Genomic DNA, 19,361 nt, shown 5'->3' on the forward strand with positions numbered 1-19,361 from the left:
AAAATAATCCGGTAAGAGAGTAACGCCCGGCATCGTCCGGGCGTTTTCGTCTCGTCAGAACCAGGTCGTCACCGCACCGGTCACATCCCACTGCTCATTGACCAGCAGCAGCTGCCGCCATTTGTCGAACGTCAGGCAAGGGTGGCTGATATCAAAGACCAGCATGTCACCGACTTTCAGGTCAGCGTTTTCCGGTATCGACATAAATGCGTGCTGATCCATCATCGCGAACACTTTCCAGTCTTCCGGCGCAGGCACCACCGTGGTGTATCCCGCCTGCGTGGCGCTGCGCGGACGGAAATGCCCGGCAGCTTTCGGGTATCCGGCGTCATAACCGGCATCACGCTTACCGAAAGCGATAATCGCCCTGCCCGGCTCCGGCAAAGATTGCACCGCCGCCCAGACCTGCAACGCGGGCTGTAAACTGCTGTTCATCTCGCGCGCCACCGGATTGCTGGTTTGCATACGCTCAAGCGCCGCCTGATACGCGCCGACGTCGTGTGTCACGTAGCAACCGGAACGCAGGATGATATCGAGGGTATAGCGTTTTTCAGCATCAAGATGCGTGTCTTCGCGGGTCAGTTCTTCTGCCACCACATCGAACCAGGCGGAACCGGCACCGGTTAAAATCACCTGCGGTTCGGCAAATTCTCCGGCCTGTGCCAGCACTTGCGTGCGGGTCATAACGTGGCGCAGAAAACCGCGGATCACCGCCTCGTCATTACTGACACCTTCGTAAAGCTCGACACCGACCAACGCCAGCGACTGCGGCCAGCGTTTCACCGCCGCCAGCACGTCAGCTTCCTGTTCATCGGTACGGATGCCCGTCCGGCCGCCCGCAATGCCGTATTCAAACATCACGCGCAGTGTCAGCTGCTGACTGGCAAAGTAATGCCCGAGCGCGTCGGCGTTGTCCGCTGAATCCACAATGCAGGTGAAATCGAAAGACGGGTCTTCACGCATCAGCCCGGCGATCATCGCCATATTGCCTTTGCCGATCAGCTGATTGGCCATAATCACTTTGCGCACGCCATGCGCGAATGCCGCATTAACCTGCGGCGCAGTCGCCAGCGTAATACCCCACGCACCAAACTCCAGCTGCATCTGATACAGCTCAGGGCTCATGGTAGTTTTGCCGTGCGGTGCCAGTTTCAGCTGATAACGCTGGATGAATTCGCGCATCCAGGAAAGATTATGTTCGACTCTCTCTTCGAGCAGCACCGCCACCGGCAGGCTGACGTCTTCACGCAGAATATTCCAGCCTTGCCCGCGGATATCGCCCTTACGCGCACCGGCGCTCAGCGGCCCCAGCCCTTTGGTCAGGGTGTTTACCGGCTGCTGTGAAAAATCAATCTCTGACATACGTGTTTTCTCATTGGCGAATGTCTTTAAAACCTAACGTAAAACCGCCACAAATAAAATACAAAAACCGGCGCAGGCTGGGCCTGAACACCGGTTTTTTATCCTGACTGCTGTGGGTTAAAGTTTTTGCGATAATTTAATGGTCGCGGCAATATTTCGTGCGGATTTACGCAGGTTGTCCGCGGCATTTTTCAGGGCGTCATCGAGTGTACAAATGCTGTAAAGCACACTGAAAACGGCGTCCAGCCCGTGGTCATAAACCACATCCACATCTTTTGTCAGGCTGCCCGCAATTCCAATCACCGGTTTGTTATAACGCTTGGCGACCCGCGCCACCCCAATCGGCACTTTACCGTTGATGCTCTGGCTGTCGATACGCCCTTCTCCGGTGATCACCAGCGTGGCGTCTTTCACCAGCTCATCCAGCCCCAGCGCATCGGTGACTATCTCAATCCCCTGACGTAATTCCGCATGGCAGAATCCGTAAAGTGCCGCGCCCATACCGCCCGCGGCGCCAGCACCGGGAACGTGCTCAACATCAATGCCCAGATCCTTTTTGATCACTTGCGCATAATGATGCAGATAGCCGTCGAGCTGTTCGATCATCTCCGGTGTCGCGCCTTTTTGCGGACCGAAAATAGCAGACGCCCCGTCTTTTCCGGTCAGCGGATTGGTCACGTCACACGCCACCTCAAAGCGACATTTTTTGATCCGCGGATCCAGACCGCTGATATCAATGTGATGCAGTTTTTCCAGCTCACCGCCACCCTGACCAATCGGCTTGCCCTCTCTGGTCAGCAGCTTCGCGCCTAGCGCCTGCATCATCCCCGCGCCGCCGTCATTGGTCGCACTGCCGCCAATGCCGATGATGCAGTGCTTCACGCCATGGTTCAGCGCGGAATGGATCAGTTCGCCGGTGCCGTAAGAGGTGGTTTTCAGCGGATTACGTTGCGCAGGCGGAACGCTTTCCAGCCCGCTGGCCGCCGCCATTTCGATGAAAGCGATTTTCTCATCACCTGATAACCCGAAGAACGCCTCGATCGGTTTTCCCAGCGGCCCGGTGACATTCACTTTAACGACGCGGCCTCCGGTGGCGGCCACCATCGCCTCAACCGTGCCTTCGCCGCCATCGGCAACCGGCAGTTTGACGTACTCCGCCTCGGGGAAAATCTCACGAAAACCACTTTCGATGGCTTTTGCCACATCCAAAGCAGACAAACTTTCTTTGTATGAATCCGGTGCGATCACTATTTTCATAAAGTCATTACCTTCATAAACTGCACGCGCCGATGTGGAAAAGCGTCCTGTCAGTTTTGCATCCTGCCTGAAGGGCAACGCGAAACGAGCATTAACTCAGGGTCACGTTGCCGCCGCAGACTAACGGGTAACTTCAACCTTCGCTAAGGTTTCATAATAGCGTGCAATGGCGCTATGGTCAGATTGTCCGTGACCATCCGCTTTCAGTGCCTGCATCATTTCCATGACCAGCGAGGTCAGAGGCAGTTGCGCACCAACGCCGTGTGAGGTGTCCAGTGCATTAGCTAAATCTTTGATGTGCAGATCAATTCGGAATCCCGGCTTGAAGTTGCGATCCATCACCATCGGCGCTTTTGCTTCCAGCACGGTGCTGCCTGCCAGTCCGCCACGAATAGCCTGGAAAACTAAATCAGGATCCACGCCCGCTTTGGTCGCCAGCACCAGCGCTTCAGACATGGCCGCAATATTCAGCGCCACGATCACCTGATTCGCCAGTTTGGTGACGTTGCCTGCACCGATATCACCGGTATGCACCACAGAACCCGCCATGGATTTCATGATTTCATAGCATTTATCGAACACCGCTTTGTCACCGCCGACCATCACTGACATAGTGCCGTCGATGGCTTTCGGTTCGCCACCGGAAACCGGCGCATCGAGCATCGCGATTTGCTTAGCGGCCAGCGCTTCACTGATTTCACGGCTCGCCAGCGGCGCGATAGAACTCATGTCGATGAAAATAGTGCCCGGACGCGCGCCTTCAATCAGACCGTTTTCGCCCAGCGCCACCTCTTTTACCTGCGGCGAGTTTGGCAGCATGGTGATGATCACATCAGAAACCGACGCCACCGCTTTTGGGGTATCTGCCGCTGTCGCGCCGAGTTTCACAATTTCACCGACGGTATCCTGATTGCGATCCATCACCACCAGCTCGTAACCTGCTTTCAGCAGGTTTTTGCTCATAGGCTTGCCCATGATGCCTAAACCAATAAAGCCAATTTTCATTCGGGTATCCTCTTTATATTGATGTTTGAGAGCGGATCACTTGGTGAAGCGATCACACAGCGCCTGAGTCCCTGCGCGGAAAACGCCTAAATCACTGCCGACCGCCACGAACGTCGCGCCCCATTCCAGATAGCGACGGGCATCTGCTTCAACCGGTGCCAGAATGCCGCTCGGTTTGCCGTGTGCTTTTGCGCGGGCGAAAATGTGACGGATAGCGGCCTGCACGTCAGGGTGCCCGGCGTTGCCGAGATGCCCCATGCCTGCGGCCAGATCGCTCGGGCCGACGAAAATCCCGTCGATGCCGTCTACGGCGGCAATCGCATCCAGATTATCGACGCCCTGCTGGCTTTCGATTTGCACCATCACCGCGATGTTGTCGTTGATGCTGGTGAAGTAATCCGGCACGGTGCCGAACATGTTGCTGCGATGCGAAACCGATACGCCACGGATGCCTGCTGGCGGATAACGTGTTGATGCCACCGCCAGTTCAGCCTGTTGCTGCGTTTCCACAAACGGGATCAGGAAATTGTAGAAACCGATATCCAGCAGGCGCTTAATCACCACCGGATCATTAAATTGCGGACGCACCACCGGCGCGCTGCGGCTGCCTTTCAGCGCCATCAGCTGCGGTACAAAAGTGGTGACATCATTCGGCGCGTGTTCACCATCGAGCAACAGCCAGTCAAAACCCGCCACGCCGAGCACTTCGGTAGTGATCGGGCTGCACAGCGCTGACCAGCAACCAATCAGCGTTTTTCCTTGCAGTAAGTCCTGGCGAAAGCGATTTGGAATCATTTGATTACTCATATCTGATATCTGACCTCATCCAGGGGCAGAGCCGGAAAATCCGGCGTGCCCGCATCAAAATTTACTGTTTCTTAAGTTCCAGACGTTTGATCTCGCCGACCACCAGCAGATAGCAAAGCATCGCCATCAGTGCTGAACAGCCCACAAAAATTAATGCCATATTGAAAGAGTGCAGCCCTTTTACCATGTAGCCGATCACCAGCGGCGTCACGATGGAGGCAACGTTTCCGAACACGTTGAAGATGCCGCCGCACAGGCCAATGACTTCTTTCGGGGCGGTATCGGCAATCACCGGCCAGCCCAGCGCACCAAAGCCTTTGCCGAAGAAGGCCAGCGCCATCAGGGTGACAACCAGCGCGTTGTTGTCGGTGTAGTTACACAAGATGATGCTGGTGGCTAACAACATGCCCAGCACGATAGGAATTTTACGTGCCACGGTCAGCGAGAAACCGCGTTTAATCAGGAAATCTGAGAACACGCCCCCCAGCACACCGCCGGCAAAACCGCACAATGCCGGAATTGCGGCAATCATCCCCACTTTAAGAATAGACATGCCCTTTTCCTGAACCAGATAAATCGGGAACCAGGTCAGGAAGAACCACGTAATACTGTTAATGAAATACTGCCCGAAGAAGATCCCCAGCATCATGCGGCTGCTTAACATCTGACGAACGTAGCTCCATTTCGGACCATTTTTCGCACTGTCGGTTTTCTTGTGGTCGATATCCACCACCGCGCCGCCGTCTTTCAGAAACTCCAGCTCGCTTTTGGAAATATGCGGATGTTCCGGCGGGTTATGGATAAATTTGATCCACACCAGCGTCAGCACAAAACCAATCACGCCCATGACGATAAAGACATGTTCCCAGCCCCAGGCGTAGGTCAGCCAGCCGAGTAACGGAGAGAACAGCGCCAGCGAGAAATATTGTGCGGAGTTAAAAATTGCCGACGCGGTGCCGCGCTCGGTGGTCGGGAACCAGGCCGCGACAATGCGGGCGTTCGCCGGGAAGGAAGGCGCTTCGGAGAAACCCAGCATAAAGCGCAGGATAAACAGCGTCAGTGCGCCATACGCCAGCGGGAACCAGCCGACAAAGCCTTGTAATAAAGTGAACAGCGACCAGAAAAACAGACTGTAGGTATAAACTTTCTTCGAACCGAACTTGTCCAGCAACCATCCGCCCGGCAGCTGCATAATCAGATATGCCCAGCCGAATGCCGCAAAGATTTGCCCCATATCCGCAGCATCCAGGCCCAGCTCGCGCGCGACCTCGGTGCCTGCAATGGAAAGCGTTGCGCGGTCGGCATAGTTCACCGCCGTGATTAAAAAGATAATCAGCAAAATGTAGTAACGAATATGTGTTCGTACCTTAGTTTGCGCGATTGTCCGAGACTGAGATTGAATATTCATGGTGACCTTCGTTGTAATATTGAAAAATTCATTCAGGTAATTCACCGCTGCTCAAATAACGCCCGCCATTCCTCGGCGTTATTTACCCTATAGTTCCTTTATAAGAAGCATTTATACGATCTGGCGAATTAATCCTTTATTAATCTTTGTACGAAATTTACCTGTATTACTTAAAACGTCACCTTCAGAGGGCTAATACAGTATAAAAAAGAGGCCCCGAAATAACACTGTGCATTCGCCCAAGAATATAGCAGATAATTGTGACTATTCTTTTGCATACACACATCGATGTGGGAGGAGAATCACAGATTATCTCGCGCTGATAACCGCTCAAATCAAAGGGTGATATCCATCACATTTATTCTGTCACCTGCCCCACAGAATGATGTTAAACCGGTAAAAAGCTGGTCAGTTGCACAATGAGGTTCGTGGAAGTCTGTCTTATAATGAGCGTCATACCCTGTATTACAGAGCATGTTTTTGAGAAACGTCGTTAAGCGTCAACTTCAGAGAATTAACCGGAGCCTTTTGTTCCGGGATGTTTAATAAACGCGGAGACAGTTATGTCACGTAATAAAGATAAAGAACATGCAACCGAAGCACTTTTCATTAAGGTTCATGAAAGCGATAACGTTGCTATTATTGTGAACGATAACGGTTTAAAAGCCGGTACCCGATTTTCTAATGGTCTGGAATTAATTGAGCATATTCCGCAAGGTCATAAAGTTGCCTTAGAACCGATTACCAAGGGTGGCGATATTATTCGTTATGGTGAAGTCATCGGCTATGCGGTGCGTGATATCGCACAGGGCGGCTGGATTGACGAATCCCTGGTGGAACTGCCGGTCGCGCCGGAGCTTAACAGCCTGCCGCTGGCCACCCGCGTTCCGCCCGCCTTACCGCCGCTGGAAGGCTATACCTTTGAAGGTTACCGCAACGACGACGGCAGCGTAGGCACTAAAAATCTGCTGGGTATAACCACCAGCGTGCATTGTGTGGCGGGCGTGGTGGATTACGTGGTCAAAATCATCGAGCGTGATTTACTGCCTAAATTCCCCAACGTCGATGGCGTCGTGGCGCTGAACCATCTCTACGGCTGCGGCGTGGCAATTAACGCCCCGGCGGCAGTGGTGCCGATCCGCACTATCCACAATCTGGCGCTGAACCCGAACTTTGGCGGCGAAGTGATGGTGGTCGGTCTGGGCTGTGAAAAGCTGCAACCCGAGCGCCTGCTGGAAGGCACGCCGGACGTGCAGGCAATTTCCCTCGACGACACGCATATCGTCCGTTTGCAGGATGAACAGCATGTCGGCTTCCAGTCGATGGTGGACGATATCCTCACCGTTGCACAATTCCATCTCGAGCGCCTGAACCGCCGTCAGCGCGAAACCTGTCCGGCGTCTGATCTGGTCGTGGGCACGCAATGTGGCGGCAGCGATGCTTTCTCCGGCGTGACGGCTAACCCGGCAGTCGGTTACGCATCAGACCTGCTGGTGCGCTGCGGTGCAACCGTGATGTTCTCGGAAGTGACTGAAGTGCGCGACGCCATCCACTTACTGACGCCGCGCGCTGCGGATGTCGAAGTGGGTAAACGCCTGCTGGAAGAAATGGCCTGGTACGATGATTATCTGTCGATGGGACAAACCGACCGCAGCGCCAACCCGTCTCCGGGCAACAAAAAAGGCGGTCTGGCTAACGTGGTGGAAAAAGCGCTCGGCTCGATTGCAAAATCCGGCACCAGCGCAATTTCAGAAGTATTGTCTCCGGGTCAGCGTCCGACCAAAAAAGGCCTGATCTACGCTGCCACGCCTGCCAGTGATTTTGTCTGCGGAACACAGCAACTGGCATCCGGGATTACCGTGCAGGTCTTTACCACCGGACGCGGTACGCCTTACGGCCTGCTGGCGGTGCCGGTGATTAAAATGGCGACCCGCACCACGCTGGCTAACCGCTGGCACGATCTGATGGACATCAACGCCGGTACGATTGCGACCGGCGACGCGACTATCGAAGATGTGGGCTGGGAGTTGTTCCACTTCATTCTCGATATCGCCAGCGGGCGCAAGAAAACCTGGTCAGACACCTGGGGCATCCATAATGCGCTGGCGGTGTTTAACCCGGCGCCGGTGACCTGAATTTCGGTTTTACAGATAAACGAAAGGCCAGCATCGCTGGCCTTTTTTGTGCGTCTGATCGGGAGGAAAACTTACTGCGCCGCAGCGGCACCGGTTTGTTCAGCGCCAACCAGTCCGACTTTCAGGTAACCGGCTTTACGCAGGTTATCCATCACTTTCATCAGCGTTTCGTAATCCACTGTCTTATCCGCACGGAAGAAAATCGTGCTCTGCTTATTGCCCTGAGTACGTTGATCCAGCATCGAGGTCAGATTATCGCTGTTGACCGGCGTGTCGCCCAGGAACAGCTGTTTGTCTGCTTTCACCGACAGGAAGATCGGTTTCTCAGGACGCGGCTGCTGTTTCGCCGTAGAGGCGGGTAAATCAACCCGCACATCTACGGTCGCCAGCGGTGCGGCAACCATGAAGATGATCAGCAATACCAGCATGACGTCGATGAAAGGCGTGACGTTGATGTCATGCATTTCACCGCTTTCGTCGATATCGTCGTTTAACCGAATAGCCATAATCTGTTCTTACCCTACGCGTAACTGACCTGTCTGACCGCGTGGCGCATCGCCTTTGCTGGCAGCCAGATCCAAATCACGACCCTGCAACAGAATAATCTGCGCCGCTACATCGCCAACCTGATGACGGTAAGAGGTAATGGTACGGGCGAAAATGTTGTAGATAACCACGGCAGGGATCGCGGCAACCAGACCGACAGCGGTCGCCAGCAAGGCTTCTGCGATGCCCGGTGCCACGACAGCCAGGTTAGTGGTCTGCGTTTGCGCGATGCCGATGAAGCTGTTCATGATGCCCCACACAGTACCGAACAGGCCGACGAACGGAGAGATTGCCCCGATAGTCGCCAGAATACCGTTGCCACGGCCCATGTAACGGCCGGCTGCGCTGACGCGGCGCTCAAGGCGGAAACCGGTACGTTCTTTGATGCCGTTGTTGTCGGTGGAACCTGCTGACAGCTCGAGTTCATTCTGTGCGTCACGGATCATCTGCGCGCTGATGCTGCTGGCGGCGAAGCTTTCGGCTTGCTCAGCGGCTTCGTCCAGCGTACGGACAGAAGACAGCGCATCAAACTCGCGGCGCATACGGCGTTTGCCAGTGAACACTTCAGCACCTTTGCTGAACAGCAACGCCCAGGTGACGACAGAGGCCAGCAGCAGGCCAATCATGACGGTTTTCACCACCGCATCGGCGTGGTGATACATGCCCATAACAGACAAATCGGTAGGAATGACAGGCGTCGCTTCGGACGGAGTCGGTTGCATCACAGGTGCTGGCGTTGCATCACTGTTCGCCGGTGCAGGGGCATCCGCCGCTGCCGGTTGAGATGCTGCAGAATTGACGGCTTGTCCAGCCGGCGTCGCAGGTGCAGCCATCGCGTTGCCGCTTAAGCCAGCAACCAACATCAACGACATCAGTAATGAGGTCGCCTCTTTCATCTTATTGCGAGCCGTTTTCACGCGTCGCCTCCAGCCAGAATCAGTGTGTAGAAAGAATGAATAACGCCGAATGATATCAAAGAAAAAGGCCTAATTGATAGTCGTTCTCATTATTATTTACATTGTCGCGCCTGCAGGCTGGCGTGTCATTGACAGACGACAAGGTTTTTCGTGTTTGCACAAGGGATGAACAATTTAACCTGCGTCACACTTTCCATAAAAATCACGCGGTAAATCAATCATCTGAGCTTCACTACCTAAGTCAAAACAACGTTTTAAATATTAAGTAACACCTTTTTACATTTGTTGCGAGTTTGTGATAATGCTCAAATACCGCACAGCAAAAAATAGGATAAGGTGCTTACTCAGGCGAAGACCGCATACCGGCAATGCTTGTATCCCTATAATTTAAAAGCTTATTTACACATTTTTCATAATGAACAGGCCGGACCTTCCGTTGGCTCTGATCAACACTTGCTCTCATTTACCTTTCCCTTACTGAGTACCCTGGAGACAAACTGATGAAAATGCAAAAAGCACTTCTCAGCCTTTGCCTGAGTTCCGCGACCCTCTTATTTACCGCGGGTGTATCCGCACAAACGCTGAAGGCCGCCGATGTGCATCCGCAAGGCTATCCGAACGTCGTCGCCGTTCAGCACATGGGCGAAAAGCTGCAAAAGCAAACGGACGGACGCCTCGAAATCAAAACGTTCCCGGGCGGTGTTCTGGGGGATGAAAAGCAGGAAATTGAACAGGCACAGCTTGGCGCGCTGGATATTATCCGCGTATCGATGACACCGGTTGCCTCGATTTTACCGGAGATAAACGTCTTCACCCTGCCCTATATATTCCGCGATGAAGACCACATGCACAAAGTGCTCGACGGTCAGATTGGCAAAGAAATCGGCGACAAAATCACCAACAACCCGAACTCCCGTCTGGTGTTCCTCGGCTGGATGGACGGCGGCACGCGCAACCTGATCACCAAAGAGCCGGTGGTGAAACCGGAAGATTTGCACGGCATGAAAATCCGCGTACAAGGCAGCCCGATTGCGCTGGCGACGCTGAAAGCCATGGGCGCAAACCCGGTGGCAATGGGCGTCAGTGAAGTGTTCAGCGGCATGCAGACCGGAGTTATCGACGGCACCGAAAACAACCCGCCGACGTTTGTCGCCCACAACTATCTGCCGGTGGTAAAAAACTACACCTACAGCCGTCACTTCATCATTCCGGAGCTGTTCCTGTATTCGAAAGTGAAATGGGACAAACTGAAACCGGAAGACCAGCAGTTAATCCTCAAACTGGCGAAAGAAGCACAGGACGAGCAACGCGAACTGTGGAAAGCCTATAACGAGAAAGCGCTGGCAACGATGAAAGCAGGCGGCGTGAAATTCTATGAGATCGACCCTGCGACTTATGTCAAAGCCACGCAATCCGTGCGCGATGAATTCGGCAAAGACCATCAGGAACTGATGCAGCAAATCGCTGACGTTCAGTAAACCCTGACTCCGGCAGCCTGCGGGCTGCCTCTTTATGATCTTTCGCCGGGGGATTTATGGTCTCAAGTTATCACACCCTGATGGACATTCTTTACCGCTGTGCGATGTGGCTCGCCGGTATTGCGTTACTGCTGATGGTCGCGGTGATCCCGGTTGGGATCTTCGCCCGCTACGTGATGAACAGCGCCCTGTCGTGGCCGGAGCCGATCGCGATTATGTGCATGGTGACGTTCACCTTTATCGGTGCCGCCGTCAGTTACCGCGCCGGTTCGCACATTGTGGTGGCGATGGTCACCGACCGTCTGCCGCCTGCTCTGAAAAAATTCTCCGCCCTGCTGGCTGACCTGATGATGCTGGCGATCAGCGTGTTTATTTTCTGGTACAGCCTGCAATTGTGCAGCGAACTCTGGCAACAGCCGGTGGCGGAATTCCCGCTGCTGACTGCCGGACAAACCTATCTGCCGCTGCCCATAGGTTCTGCGCTGACGCTGTTATTCATCATTGAGCAGATCATTGCCGGCCCGCAGCATCAGCGGCCAGTGGTGATGCTGGGCAATTCTGACGCCTGACCGGAGCCTGTTATGGATGCATTAATCTTGTTGTTAACGCTGGCGGTAATGCTGGCGATTGGCGTGCCGGTCGCTTACGCCGTCGGGCTGAGCGCGCTGGCGGGAGCCTGGTGGATTGACCTGCCGTTTGAAGCGCTGATGATCCAGCTGACCAATGGCGTGAATAAGTTCTCTCTGCTGGCGATCCCGTTCTTTATTCTGGCGGGCGCGATCATGGCCGAAGGAGGGATCGCCCGCAGGCTGGTCAGTTTTGCCTACATCTTTGTCGGGTTTATCCGCGGCGGACTGTCGCTGGTGAATATCGTCGCCTCGACCTTTTTCGGCGCGATTTCCGGATCCTCGGTAGCAGACACCGCATCGATCGGCTCGGTGATGATCCCTGAAATGGAGAAGAAAGGTTATCCGCGTGACTTTGCGGCAGCGGTGACCGCCAGCGGCTCGGTGCAGGCGATCCTCACGCCACCCAGCCATAATTCGGTGATTTATTCACTGGCGACCGGCGGCACGGTGTCGATTGCCGCGCTGTTCATCGCCGGTATTCTGCCCGGTTTACTGCTCAGCCTGACACTGATGGTGATGTGCGTGGTGTTTGCGCACAAACGCGGTTATCCAAAAGGCGAACGCGTGCCGTTCCGCCAGGCGCTGAAGATTTTCATCGACACGCTGTGGGGGCTGATGACCGTCGTCATCATCATGGGCGGTATTCTCAGCGGAGTATTTACCGCAACGGAATCAGCGGCGATTGCCTGCTTGTGGTCATTCTTCGTCACCATGTTTATCTACCGCGATTACAAGTGGAGCGAACTGCCGAAACTGATGTACCGCACGGTCAAAACCGTCAGCATCGTCATGATTCTGATCGGCTTTGCCGCCAGCTTTGGCGCAGTGATGACCTACATGCAGTTGCCGATGCGCATCACCGAATTCTTCACTTCGATCTCCGACAACAAGTACGTGATCCTCATGTGGATCAACATCATGCTGTTGCTGATCGGTACGCTGATGGACATGGCGCCGATCATTCTGATCCTGACGCCGGTGCTGTTGCCGGTGGTGTTATCACTCGGCATTGATCCGGTGCATTTCGGCATGATCATGCTGGTGAATCTGGGGATCGGGCTGATCACCCCGCCGGTCGGCTCGGTGCTGTTTGTCGCCAGTGCGGTGAGTAAACAGAGCATTGAGAAAGTGGTGAAAGCCATGATGCCGTTCTACTGCGTGCTGTTCGTGGTGCTGATGCTGGTGACCTATATTCCGACCATTTCGCTATTCCTGCCCAAACTCTTCGGCGTCTATACCGGCTGATGCCCAAAACTCGTTTCTCCCTTGCCCGTCGTCACGACGGGCTTTTTTTTCTGTGAAACGGGCGCGGGCTGCTGAAATTTTCTCATCCACCCGCCAAAAGCCTGATCCCTGAAATTCATCATGTTAAGTTAATGACATATCGGCGGATGCTGGTGCATGCCGCGCAACGTAACAGGGTGAAATACGGATTATGTCGTCTAAAAAAATTGAAACCGCGCTGGTCAGCGCCGGACGGGACAAGAAGTTCACGCAAGGCTCCGTGAATGCGGTCATTCAGCGTGCGTCATCTTTGGTCTTTGAAACCGTCGCGGATAAAAAACACGCCACCGCCAACCGTGCTAACGGCGAGCTGTTTTACGGACGCCGCGGCACCCTGACGCATTTCTCGCTACAGGAAGCGATGGTTGAACTGGAAGGCGGCGCGGGCTGCGCGCTGTATCCGTGCGGCGCGGCGGCGGTCAGTAACGCAGTGCTTTCCTTTGTCAGCAGCGGGGACCACATTCTGGTGGCCGGTTCATCTTACGAACCGACGCAGGATTTCTGCGAAAAAGTGCTGAAAAAACTCGGTGTTTCCACCACCTATTTTCCTGCCAATATCGGTGCTGAGTTAGGTTCGCTGATGCAGCCCAACACCAAAGTGGTGTTCCTCGAATCGCCGGGCTCGATCACCATGGAAGTTCCGGATATCCCGGCGATGGTGAAAGCGGTGCGCGCAGTAAATCCGGACGTTGTCATCATGATCGATAACACCTGGGCGGCGGGTATTCTGTTTAAAGCGCTGGAATTTGATATCGATATTTCGATTCAGGCAGGCACCAAATATATCGTCGGTCATTCTGATGCGATGATTGGCACCGCCGTTTCTAATGAACGTTGCTGGGCGCAGTTACGTGAACATTCTTATCTGATGGGGCAAATGGTCGATGCTGATACCGCGTATGTCGCCAGCCGCGGGCTGCGCACCATGGGCGTGCGGCTGAAACAGCATGCAGAAAGCAGTATCCGCATCGCACAGTGGCTGGCGGAGCGTCCGGAAGTGGCAGTGGTCAATCATCCGGCATTGCCCGGCAGCAAAGGCCATGAATTCTGGAAGCGGGATTTCACCGGCAGCTGCGGCCTGTTCTCTTTTGTGCTGAAACAGCGCCTGAGCAAACAAGAGCTTTCTGACTATCTCGACCACTTCGAGCATTTCAGCATGGCGTATTCGTGGGGTGGCTTTGAATCGCTGGTTCTGGCCAATCAGCCGGAAGAAATTCAGGCTATCCGCCCGGCGGAAACCGTCGACTTTACCGGCACGCTGGTTAGATTACATATCGGGCTGGAAAATTGTGACGATCTGATTGCCGATCTTTCAACGGCTTTTGAACGGATAACGACTTCCTGAGCCACAGAGATTGCGACATAACGCGCAGATCGGTAAGGTAAGTGGCGGATATTCATTCGCAAAATGATAATAATCTGTAAGCTCTTTAGAGCTCCGGGCGACTGATGCCGGAGCCTTCTGTCTTTTTTACAGTGTCCTCAGATCAACATATCCGACATCGATCCGCGTTACACTGGCAGGCGACAGTTTTTAATGAACAGAAACAGGACAGAATATGGCAGTGCTTTGCGACATTTTTCATGCGCTCTGGCAGCATGATTTCAGTATGCTCGCCGACCCGAATCTTCTCTGGGTCATTTATGCCGTCCTGTTTGCCACGCTGTTTCTGGAAAACGGCTTATTACCTGCCTCTTTCCTGCCCGGTGACAGCCTGCTGCTGCTGACCGGCGCGCTGATTGCTAAAGGCGTCATGAGCTTCGTTCCTACCCTGATTATTCTGGTGACGGCCGCGAGCCTCGGCTGCTGGCTGAGTTATATTCAGGGACGCTGGCTGGGTCACACCAAACTGGTCAAAGGCTGGCTGTTACAGCTTCCGGCGCATTATCACCAGCGAGCGCATCAGATGTTTATTCAGCACGGGCTGATGGCGCTGCTTGTCGGGCGTTTTCTGGCTTTCGTGCGGACACTGTTACCGACAATGGCTGGGATTTCCGGCCTCAACAATGCCCGTTTCCAGTTCTTTAACTGGCTGAGTGCCATATTGTGGGTGGGTGTGGTGATTTCTCTGGGCTTCGCACTGAGCCACATTCCGATTGTTAAACGCCATGAAGATCAGGTCATGGCGGGACTGATGATTTTACCGGTTCTGTTGCTGGTCGTCGGTCTGGCTGGCGCGGTGCTGGTTATCTGGAAAAAACGGAAATGCCGTTTCTGAGCCCTTTCTGAAATCCTTTGTAAAAAGACCGGTTCAGGCCTTAAATGCCACGTCCGTTAACGCCAGCACACCGGAACTCCCTTCGCGCAGACGCGCCATCTCATCACTCGGCGTGACGCCAAAATAGCGTTTGAACTCCCGGCTGAACTGGGACGCGCTTTCATACCCCACCTGTAATGCCGCTACGCTGGCTTTCACGCCATCATAAATCATCAAGGTACGCGCACGGTGCAGGCGATAGGTTTTCAGATACTGCAGCGGCGACGTGCTGGTCACGGCTTTGAAGTTATGGTGAAACGCCGAAATACTCATGTTCACTTCACTGGCCAGCGTTTCCACGCTGAGATTGTCGGCGTACTGCGCCTCAATACGGCGCAGGGATTTGGCAATCTGGCTGAAATGGGTATGACGATTAACCAGCGCCTGGAGCGCGCCGCCGTTCTCACTGGTCAGAATAAAGAACAGGATTTCGCGTATAATTTTAGGCCCCAGAATGCGGGCGTGCAGTGGCTTATCCATCACATCCAGCAGGCGTTCGGTCGCACAAAGAATATCGCCATCCAGCACGCCGGAGTTGATGCCTGTTGACGATTCTTTCTGACGCGCCATGCTTTCGTCGCCCATATCCATCAGCAGATCCTGCAACATCAGGTTATCAATGCTGATCTGAATACCGGCCAGCGGCTCTTCGGGGCTGCTGAAGGTTTCACATTCGAAAGGCAGCGGAACGGTCAGCATCAGATAATTGTGCGGATCGTAAGAGAAGGTTTTCTTGCCCAGATAACCGACTTTTCGCCCCTGAAAAAGGATCACAATGCCGGGATTGTACAAAACCGGCTGACGCGGATGGTAACGTGTGGTGTACATCAGCGTCACCTGCGGAACCGCCGACGGCACGAGATTTTTATCACCACTGAGCCGGGCGACTCTTGCCGCCATGCGGGCGCACAGGCTGTTCACGTTTTCCATTATTTCGCTCCACATATTCACTAAACTGGCACTGATTCTGCCATAACCTCCTGCGTTCCTACAGAGACAAGCAGAAACAGGCAAGACTCTGGCAGAAATGGGCATCATGCTGCTGCCCATTTTCTCTTACAGTTAATGTCGCCTTCCGCAGGGGGACACACCTGCATAAATGCGATGAACTGCTAGTCTGTATGGACGTACTTTTCATTCGCTGATCGTGAGCGACCTTCGGTCACCGATTCTTTTTTTCTGATAAATCCTTATTTCAATTCATTATTCGTCTAACCGAGAGTTCGGAGGATTGTATGTCTGCACCTGTTGCTGCTGAAAATACCTTTAACGCCTGGGCCGCTGCCGGCCCGAATCAGCCACTCGAAGCGTTTGCTTTCGACGCCGGCCCGATTGGCGACGAAGAAATTGAAGTCGCCATTGATTATTGCGGCGTTTGCCATTCGGATCTGTCGATGCTTAATAATGACTGGGGCATCACGCAGTATCCGTTTGTTCCTGGCCATGAAGTGGTCGGCAAAATCGTCAAAATTGGTAATCATGCGCAGAACAAAGGGCTAAAAGTCGGCCAGATTGTCGGCGTGGGCTGGAACCGTGGCAGCTGTATGCACTGTCACCCTTGTATGTCCGGCGATCAGCACCTTTGTCATGATGTGGAAGCCACCATCATCGGCCATCACGGCGGTTTCGCGGACAAGATCCGCAGCCACTGGGCGTGGGCTATTCCGCTGCCGGAAGGCGTGGATATCACCAGCGCCGGTCCGTTGTTCTGTGGCGGCATTACCGTCTTTAACCCGCTGTTGCAGTTTGGCGTGCTGCCGACCCATCGCGTTGGCGTGATCGGCATCGGCGGTTTAGGCCACATGGCGCTGCGTTTCCTGAATGCCTGGGGCTGCGAAGTGACTGCGTTTACGTCATCGATGGCGAAACGTGACGAAGCGGTTTCACTCGGTGCGCACCGCGTTATTGCTACCCGTGACAGTGATGAACTGAAGAAAATCGCCGGTCAGCTGGACTTCATTATGGTCACTGCCAATGCCTCGCTGGACTGGGACGCCATTATTGGCGCGCTGGCACCGAAAGGGCGTCTGCACTTTGTCGGCGTGGTGCCGGAAGCGGTACCGCTGCATGTGATGGCGCTGATCAGCAAACAGGCTGAGGTTTCCGGTTCACCGACCGGCTCCCCTTCCCGTCTGGCTGACATGCTGGCGTTCTGCGCCCGTCATGACATCACGCCGCAGGTTGAGCACTTCCCGCTGAGCAAAATCAATGATGCCGTGGAGCATCTGCATGAAGGGAAAGCGCGCTATCGCGTGGTGCTGGATATGAACGCCTAGGCATCTTCCGTGTCTGAATATACGTAGCCTGCTCAGCAAGATGCCGTTTCGTTTACTAGACTTAACGTCAATCCCTACACGGTGCCCGTCCTCTGCGGCGGGTACTCTGCCCTGAAAGGAGAAACTCATGGCAACGCAACCCATCATCAAACTTCACGATGGCAATCTGATGCCTCAGTTAGGACTTGGCGTATGGAAAGCCAGTAATCAGGAAGCCACCAGCGCGGTGAAAACGGCGATCGAAACCGGTTATCGTCATATTGATACCGCCGCCATCTACAAAAATGAGGAAGGCGTCGGCGAAGCAATTGCCGCCAATCTGGTGCCTCGCGAAGAGCTGTTTATCACCACCAAACTGTGGAATGACGATCAGCTGAACGCACCACAGGCGCTGGAAACCAGCCTTAAAAAGCTGAAAACTGATTATGTCGATTTATACCTGATCCACTGGCCGCAACCGGCTCAGGGGCATTACGTCGATGCCTGGAAAGCGCTGCTGAAACTGAAAGAACAAGGTCTGGCGAAAAGCATCGGCGTGTGTAATTTCCCGCTGCAACATTTGCAGAAGCTGAAAGATGAAACCGGCATTTTCCCTGTCGTGAATCAGATTGAGCTTCACCCGCTGATGCAACAGCGCCAGCTGCATGCCTGGAACGCCACACACACCATCGCCACCGAATCCTGGAGCCCGCTGGCACAGGGCGGCGAAGGCGTGTTTGATCAGCCGCTGATCCAGAAACTGGCGGAAAAATACGACAAGACGCCTGCGCAGATTGTTATCCGCTGGCACTTGGATAACGGGCTGATTGTTATCCCGAAATCGGTAACTCCAAAACGCATCCGCGAAAACTTCGACGTGTTTGATTTCAAACTGGAGAAGGAAGAACTGGCGGAAGTCACCAAGCTGGATAAAGAGCAGCGTCTGGGGCCGGATCCGGAAAAAGATCTGTAAGCCGTTTCAGAGTGCAGAAAAACAAAAACCCGCCCCGGCGGGTTTTTTATTGCGCGAATGACGCTTACATCGAAGGCTGTACCAGCATATTGGCCGCTGAGCCGCGATCGGCCAGTTCCAGCGCGCCACTGCGGTAGACGAACGGGAAGTGCTCATAAGAAGGCTGATTGAAATACACCAGCAGTTCGACATCGCCATCGACCCAAACGGTATCTTTGAATCCGGCATCTTCCACCAGCGGCGCGGCGCCATTGACGCTTTTCACCAGGAAGGACACCCCTTCAACATGGAACGTCTGAGGTAAATCCGCATGCACCGTCCAGCGTTCCCACGTGCCTTGCTGCGCAGTCAGATCGATACGGTTGATATCCCACAGCGCGCCGTTGATCCCCGGTTCACTGTCGCCTAAGCGCAGGTCACGGGTACGGACGACGTTGCCGGTCAGGATCTGATCGGCCAGCAAACGCATCGGCAGATTATCCGTCACCAGCGGTAGCAGGCCGGTCGGTTTCAGGGTCAGCACAATGGTAGAAACCAGAATGCTTGAAGGTTCGAACAGGCCGCGCAGTCTGTCCATCACGCCTGCGGCTTCACCGGCAGTAATCGACACTTCTTCGCCCTGTGACATATCCACCAGCACTTCGCGGCGCTCGCCCGGCCCGAGAGAAAGACGTTTTACCGTCATTGGCGCTGGCAGGAAACCCAGATCGGAACCGACAACGTGGAACGCGCGGTTATCGGTCATGCTCAGTTCATAACGGCGCGCATTCGAGGCATTGAGTAAACGCAGACGCACCCAGCCACGTGAAACTTCTACGAACGGGCTTTGCACACCGTTCACCAGCATGGTATCGCCAAAGAATCCTCCGGAAGCCGGTGTGTCGTATTGCGGCACGCCGAACCCATCCAGACGCTTGTCCTGAATGATGATCGGGAAATCATCCACGCCGTAATGGTTCGGTAACGGCAGATTCTTGCTGACTTCGTCCTCGACAATCCACATCCCCGCTAAACCGTTATAAACGTGCGGTGCCATGCGGTTCGGGG

Annotated in this window: 16 protein-coding genes and 1 pseudogene; 8 read left to right on the plus strand and 9 right to left on the minus strand. The window is 54.3% G+C overall.

Features of this window, described 5'->3' with window-relative positions; genetic code table 11:
- Positions 1-54: 54 nt before the first annotated feature.
- The 5 genes and pseudogenes from UC15_RS06875 to UC15_RS06895 all read right to left on the minus strand — a co-directional run bounded on the left by UC15_RS06875 (position 55) and on the right by UC15_RS06895 (position 5,839).
- Entirely contained in the window at positions 55-1,362 is a 1,308-nt protein-coding gene (locus UC15_RS06875; protein WP_112287733.1) for an amino acid deaminase, read from the minus strand.
- Positions 1,363-1,479: 117 nt separating this feature from the next.
- A complete protein-coding gene (locus UC15_RS06880) occupies positions 1,480-2,619 on the minus strand; it encodes a glycerate kinase (protein WP_112287734.1) in 1,140 nt (379 codons plus the stop codon).
- Between the two features lie 120 nt (positions 2,620-2,739).
- Positions 2,740-3,633, minus strand: a pseudogene (garR, locus tag UC15_RS06885) (2-hydroxy-3-oxopropionate reductase); the annotation flags it as partial.
- A 27-nt stretch (positions 3,634-3,660) separates the two neighbouring features.
- On the minus strand, positions 3,661-4,431 hold the full coding sequence (garL, locus tag UC15_RS06890) for a 2-dehydro-3-deoxyglucarate aldolase (RefSeq protein ID WP_112287736.1): 771 nt from the start codon (positions 4,429-4,431) through the stop codon (positions 3,661-3,663).
- A 61-nt stretch (positions 4,432-4,492) separates the two neighbouring features.
- Complete coding sequence (locus UC15_RS06895; protein WP_112287756.1) at positions 4,493-5,839, minus strand: MFS transporter; 1,347 nt, start codon at positions 5,837-5,839, stop codon at positions 4,493-4,495.
- A gap of 563 nt (positions 5,840-6,402) precedes the next feature.
- Here UC15_RS06895 and garD point away from each other — a divergent pair.
- Positions 6,403-7,974 (plus strand): galactarate dehydratase, encoded by a 1,572-nt coding sequence (gene garD / locus UC15_RS06900; RefSeq protein ID WP_112287737.1) that lies wholly within the window; start codon positions 6,403-6,405, stop codon positions 7,972-7,974.
- A 71-nt stretch (positions 7,975-8,045) separates the two neighbouring features.
- Here the strand turns inward: garD and exbD are convergent, their stop codons facing one another.
- Together exbD and exbB are read right to left on the minus strand one after the other, a co-directional pair.
- Positions 8,046-8,480: a TonB system transport protein ExbD gene (exbD, locus tag UC15_RS06905; RefSeq protein WP_112287738.1), complete on the minus strand. Its 435-nt coding sequence runs from the start codon at positions 8,478-8,480 to the stop codon at positions 8,046-8,048.
- Between the two features lie 9 nt (positions 8,481-8,489).
- Positions 8,490-9,416, minus strand: a complete 927-nt coding sequence (gene exbB, locus UC15_RS06910; RefSeq protein WP_232829832.1) for a tol-pal system-associated acyl-CoA thioesterase — start codon at positions 9,414-9,416, stop codon at positions 8,490-8,492.
- A gap of 521 nt (positions 9,417-9,937) precedes the next feature.
- On the opposite strand from exbB, the gene UC15_RS06915 reads away from it, so the two are divergent.
- The 5 genes from UC15_RS06915 (at position 9,938) to UC15_RS06935 (ending at position 15,047) form a co-directional block, all read left to right on the plus strand.
- Positions 9,938-10,915 carry a TRAP transporter substrate-binding protein gene (locus UC15_RS06915; RefSeq protein WP_112287740.1) on the plus strand — a complete coding sequence of 326 codons (978 nt, stop codon included), beginning with the start codon at positions 9,938-9,940 and terminating at the stop codon, positions 10,913-10,915.
- Positions 10,916-10,971: 56 nt separating this feature from the next.
- Positions 10,972-11,484 carry a TRAP transporter small permease gene (locus UC15_RS06920; protein ID WP_112287741.1) on the plus strand — a complete coding sequence of 171 codons (513 nt, stop codon included), beginning with the start codon at positions 10,972-10,974 and terminating at the stop codon, positions 11,482-11,484.
- 12 nt (positions 11,485-11,496) lie between these two features.
- On the plus strand, positions 11,497-12,789 hold the full coding sequence (locus UC15_RS06925) for a TRAP transporter large permease (protein WP_112287742.1): 1,293 nt from the start codon (positions 11,497-11,499) through the stop codon (positions 12,787-12,789).
- A 190-nt stretch (positions 12,790-12,979) separates the two neighbouring features.
- Positions 12,980-14,173 carry a cystathionine beta-lyase gene (metC, locus tag UC15_RS06930; RefSeq protein WP_112287743.1) on the plus strand — a complete coding sequence of 398 codons (1,194 nt, stop codon included), beginning with the start codon at positions 12,980-12,982 and terminating at the stop codon, positions 14,171-14,173.
- 214 nt (positions 14,174-14,387) lie between these two features.
- The gene (locus UC15_RS06935) at positions 14,388-15,047 is read left to right on the plus strand and encodes a DedA family protein (protein ID WP_112287744.1); all 660 of its coding nucleotides are present in this window, start codon (positions 14,388-14,390) and stop codon (positions 15,045-15,047) included.
- Positions 15,048-15,080: 33 nt separating this feature from the next.
- Here the strand turns inward: UC15_RS06935 and UC15_RS06940 are convergent, their stop codons facing one another.
- The gene (locus UC15_RS06940; RefSeq protein ID WP_112287745.1) at positions 15,081-16,016 is read right to left on the minus strand and encodes an AraC family transcriptional regulator; all 936 of its coding nucleotides are present in this window, start codon (positions 16,014-16,016) and stop codon (positions 15,081-15,083) included.
- A 305-nt stretch (positions 16,017-16,321) separates the two neighbouring features.
- Between UC15_RS06940 and UC15_RS06945 the strand changes: the two genes are divergently transcribed.
- Together UC15_RS06945 and dkgA are read left to right on the plus strand one after the other, a co-directional pair.
- Positions 16,322-17,362, plus strand: coding sequence for an NAD(P)-dependent alcohol dehydrogenase (locus UC15_RS06945; RefSeq protein WP_112287746.1), 1,041 nt, complete (start codon positions 16,322-16,324; stop codon positions 17,360-17,362).
- A gap of 127 nt (positions 17,363-17,489) precedes the next feature.
- Complete coding sequence (gene dkgA, locus UC15_RS06950; protein WP_112287747.1) at positions 17,490-18,314, plus strand: 2,5-didehydrogluconate reductase DkgA; 825 nt, start codon at positions 17,490-17,492, stop codon at positions 18,312-18,314.
- Between the two features lie 64 nt (positions 18,315-18,378).
- Here dkgA and ftsP read toward each other — a convergent pair.
- Positions 18,379-19,361: cell division protein FtsP (gene ftsP, locus UC15_RS06955; RefSeq protein WP_112287757.1), on the minus strand; the 983-nt coding region annotated here is incomplete at its 5' end.

Origin of the sequence: Rahnella sp. AN3-3W3, assembly GCF_003263545.1 — a bacterium.
GTDB classification, from domain to species: Bacteria; Pseudomonadota; Gammaproteobacteria; order Enterobacterales; family Enterobacteriaceae; genus Rahnella; species Rahnella variigena.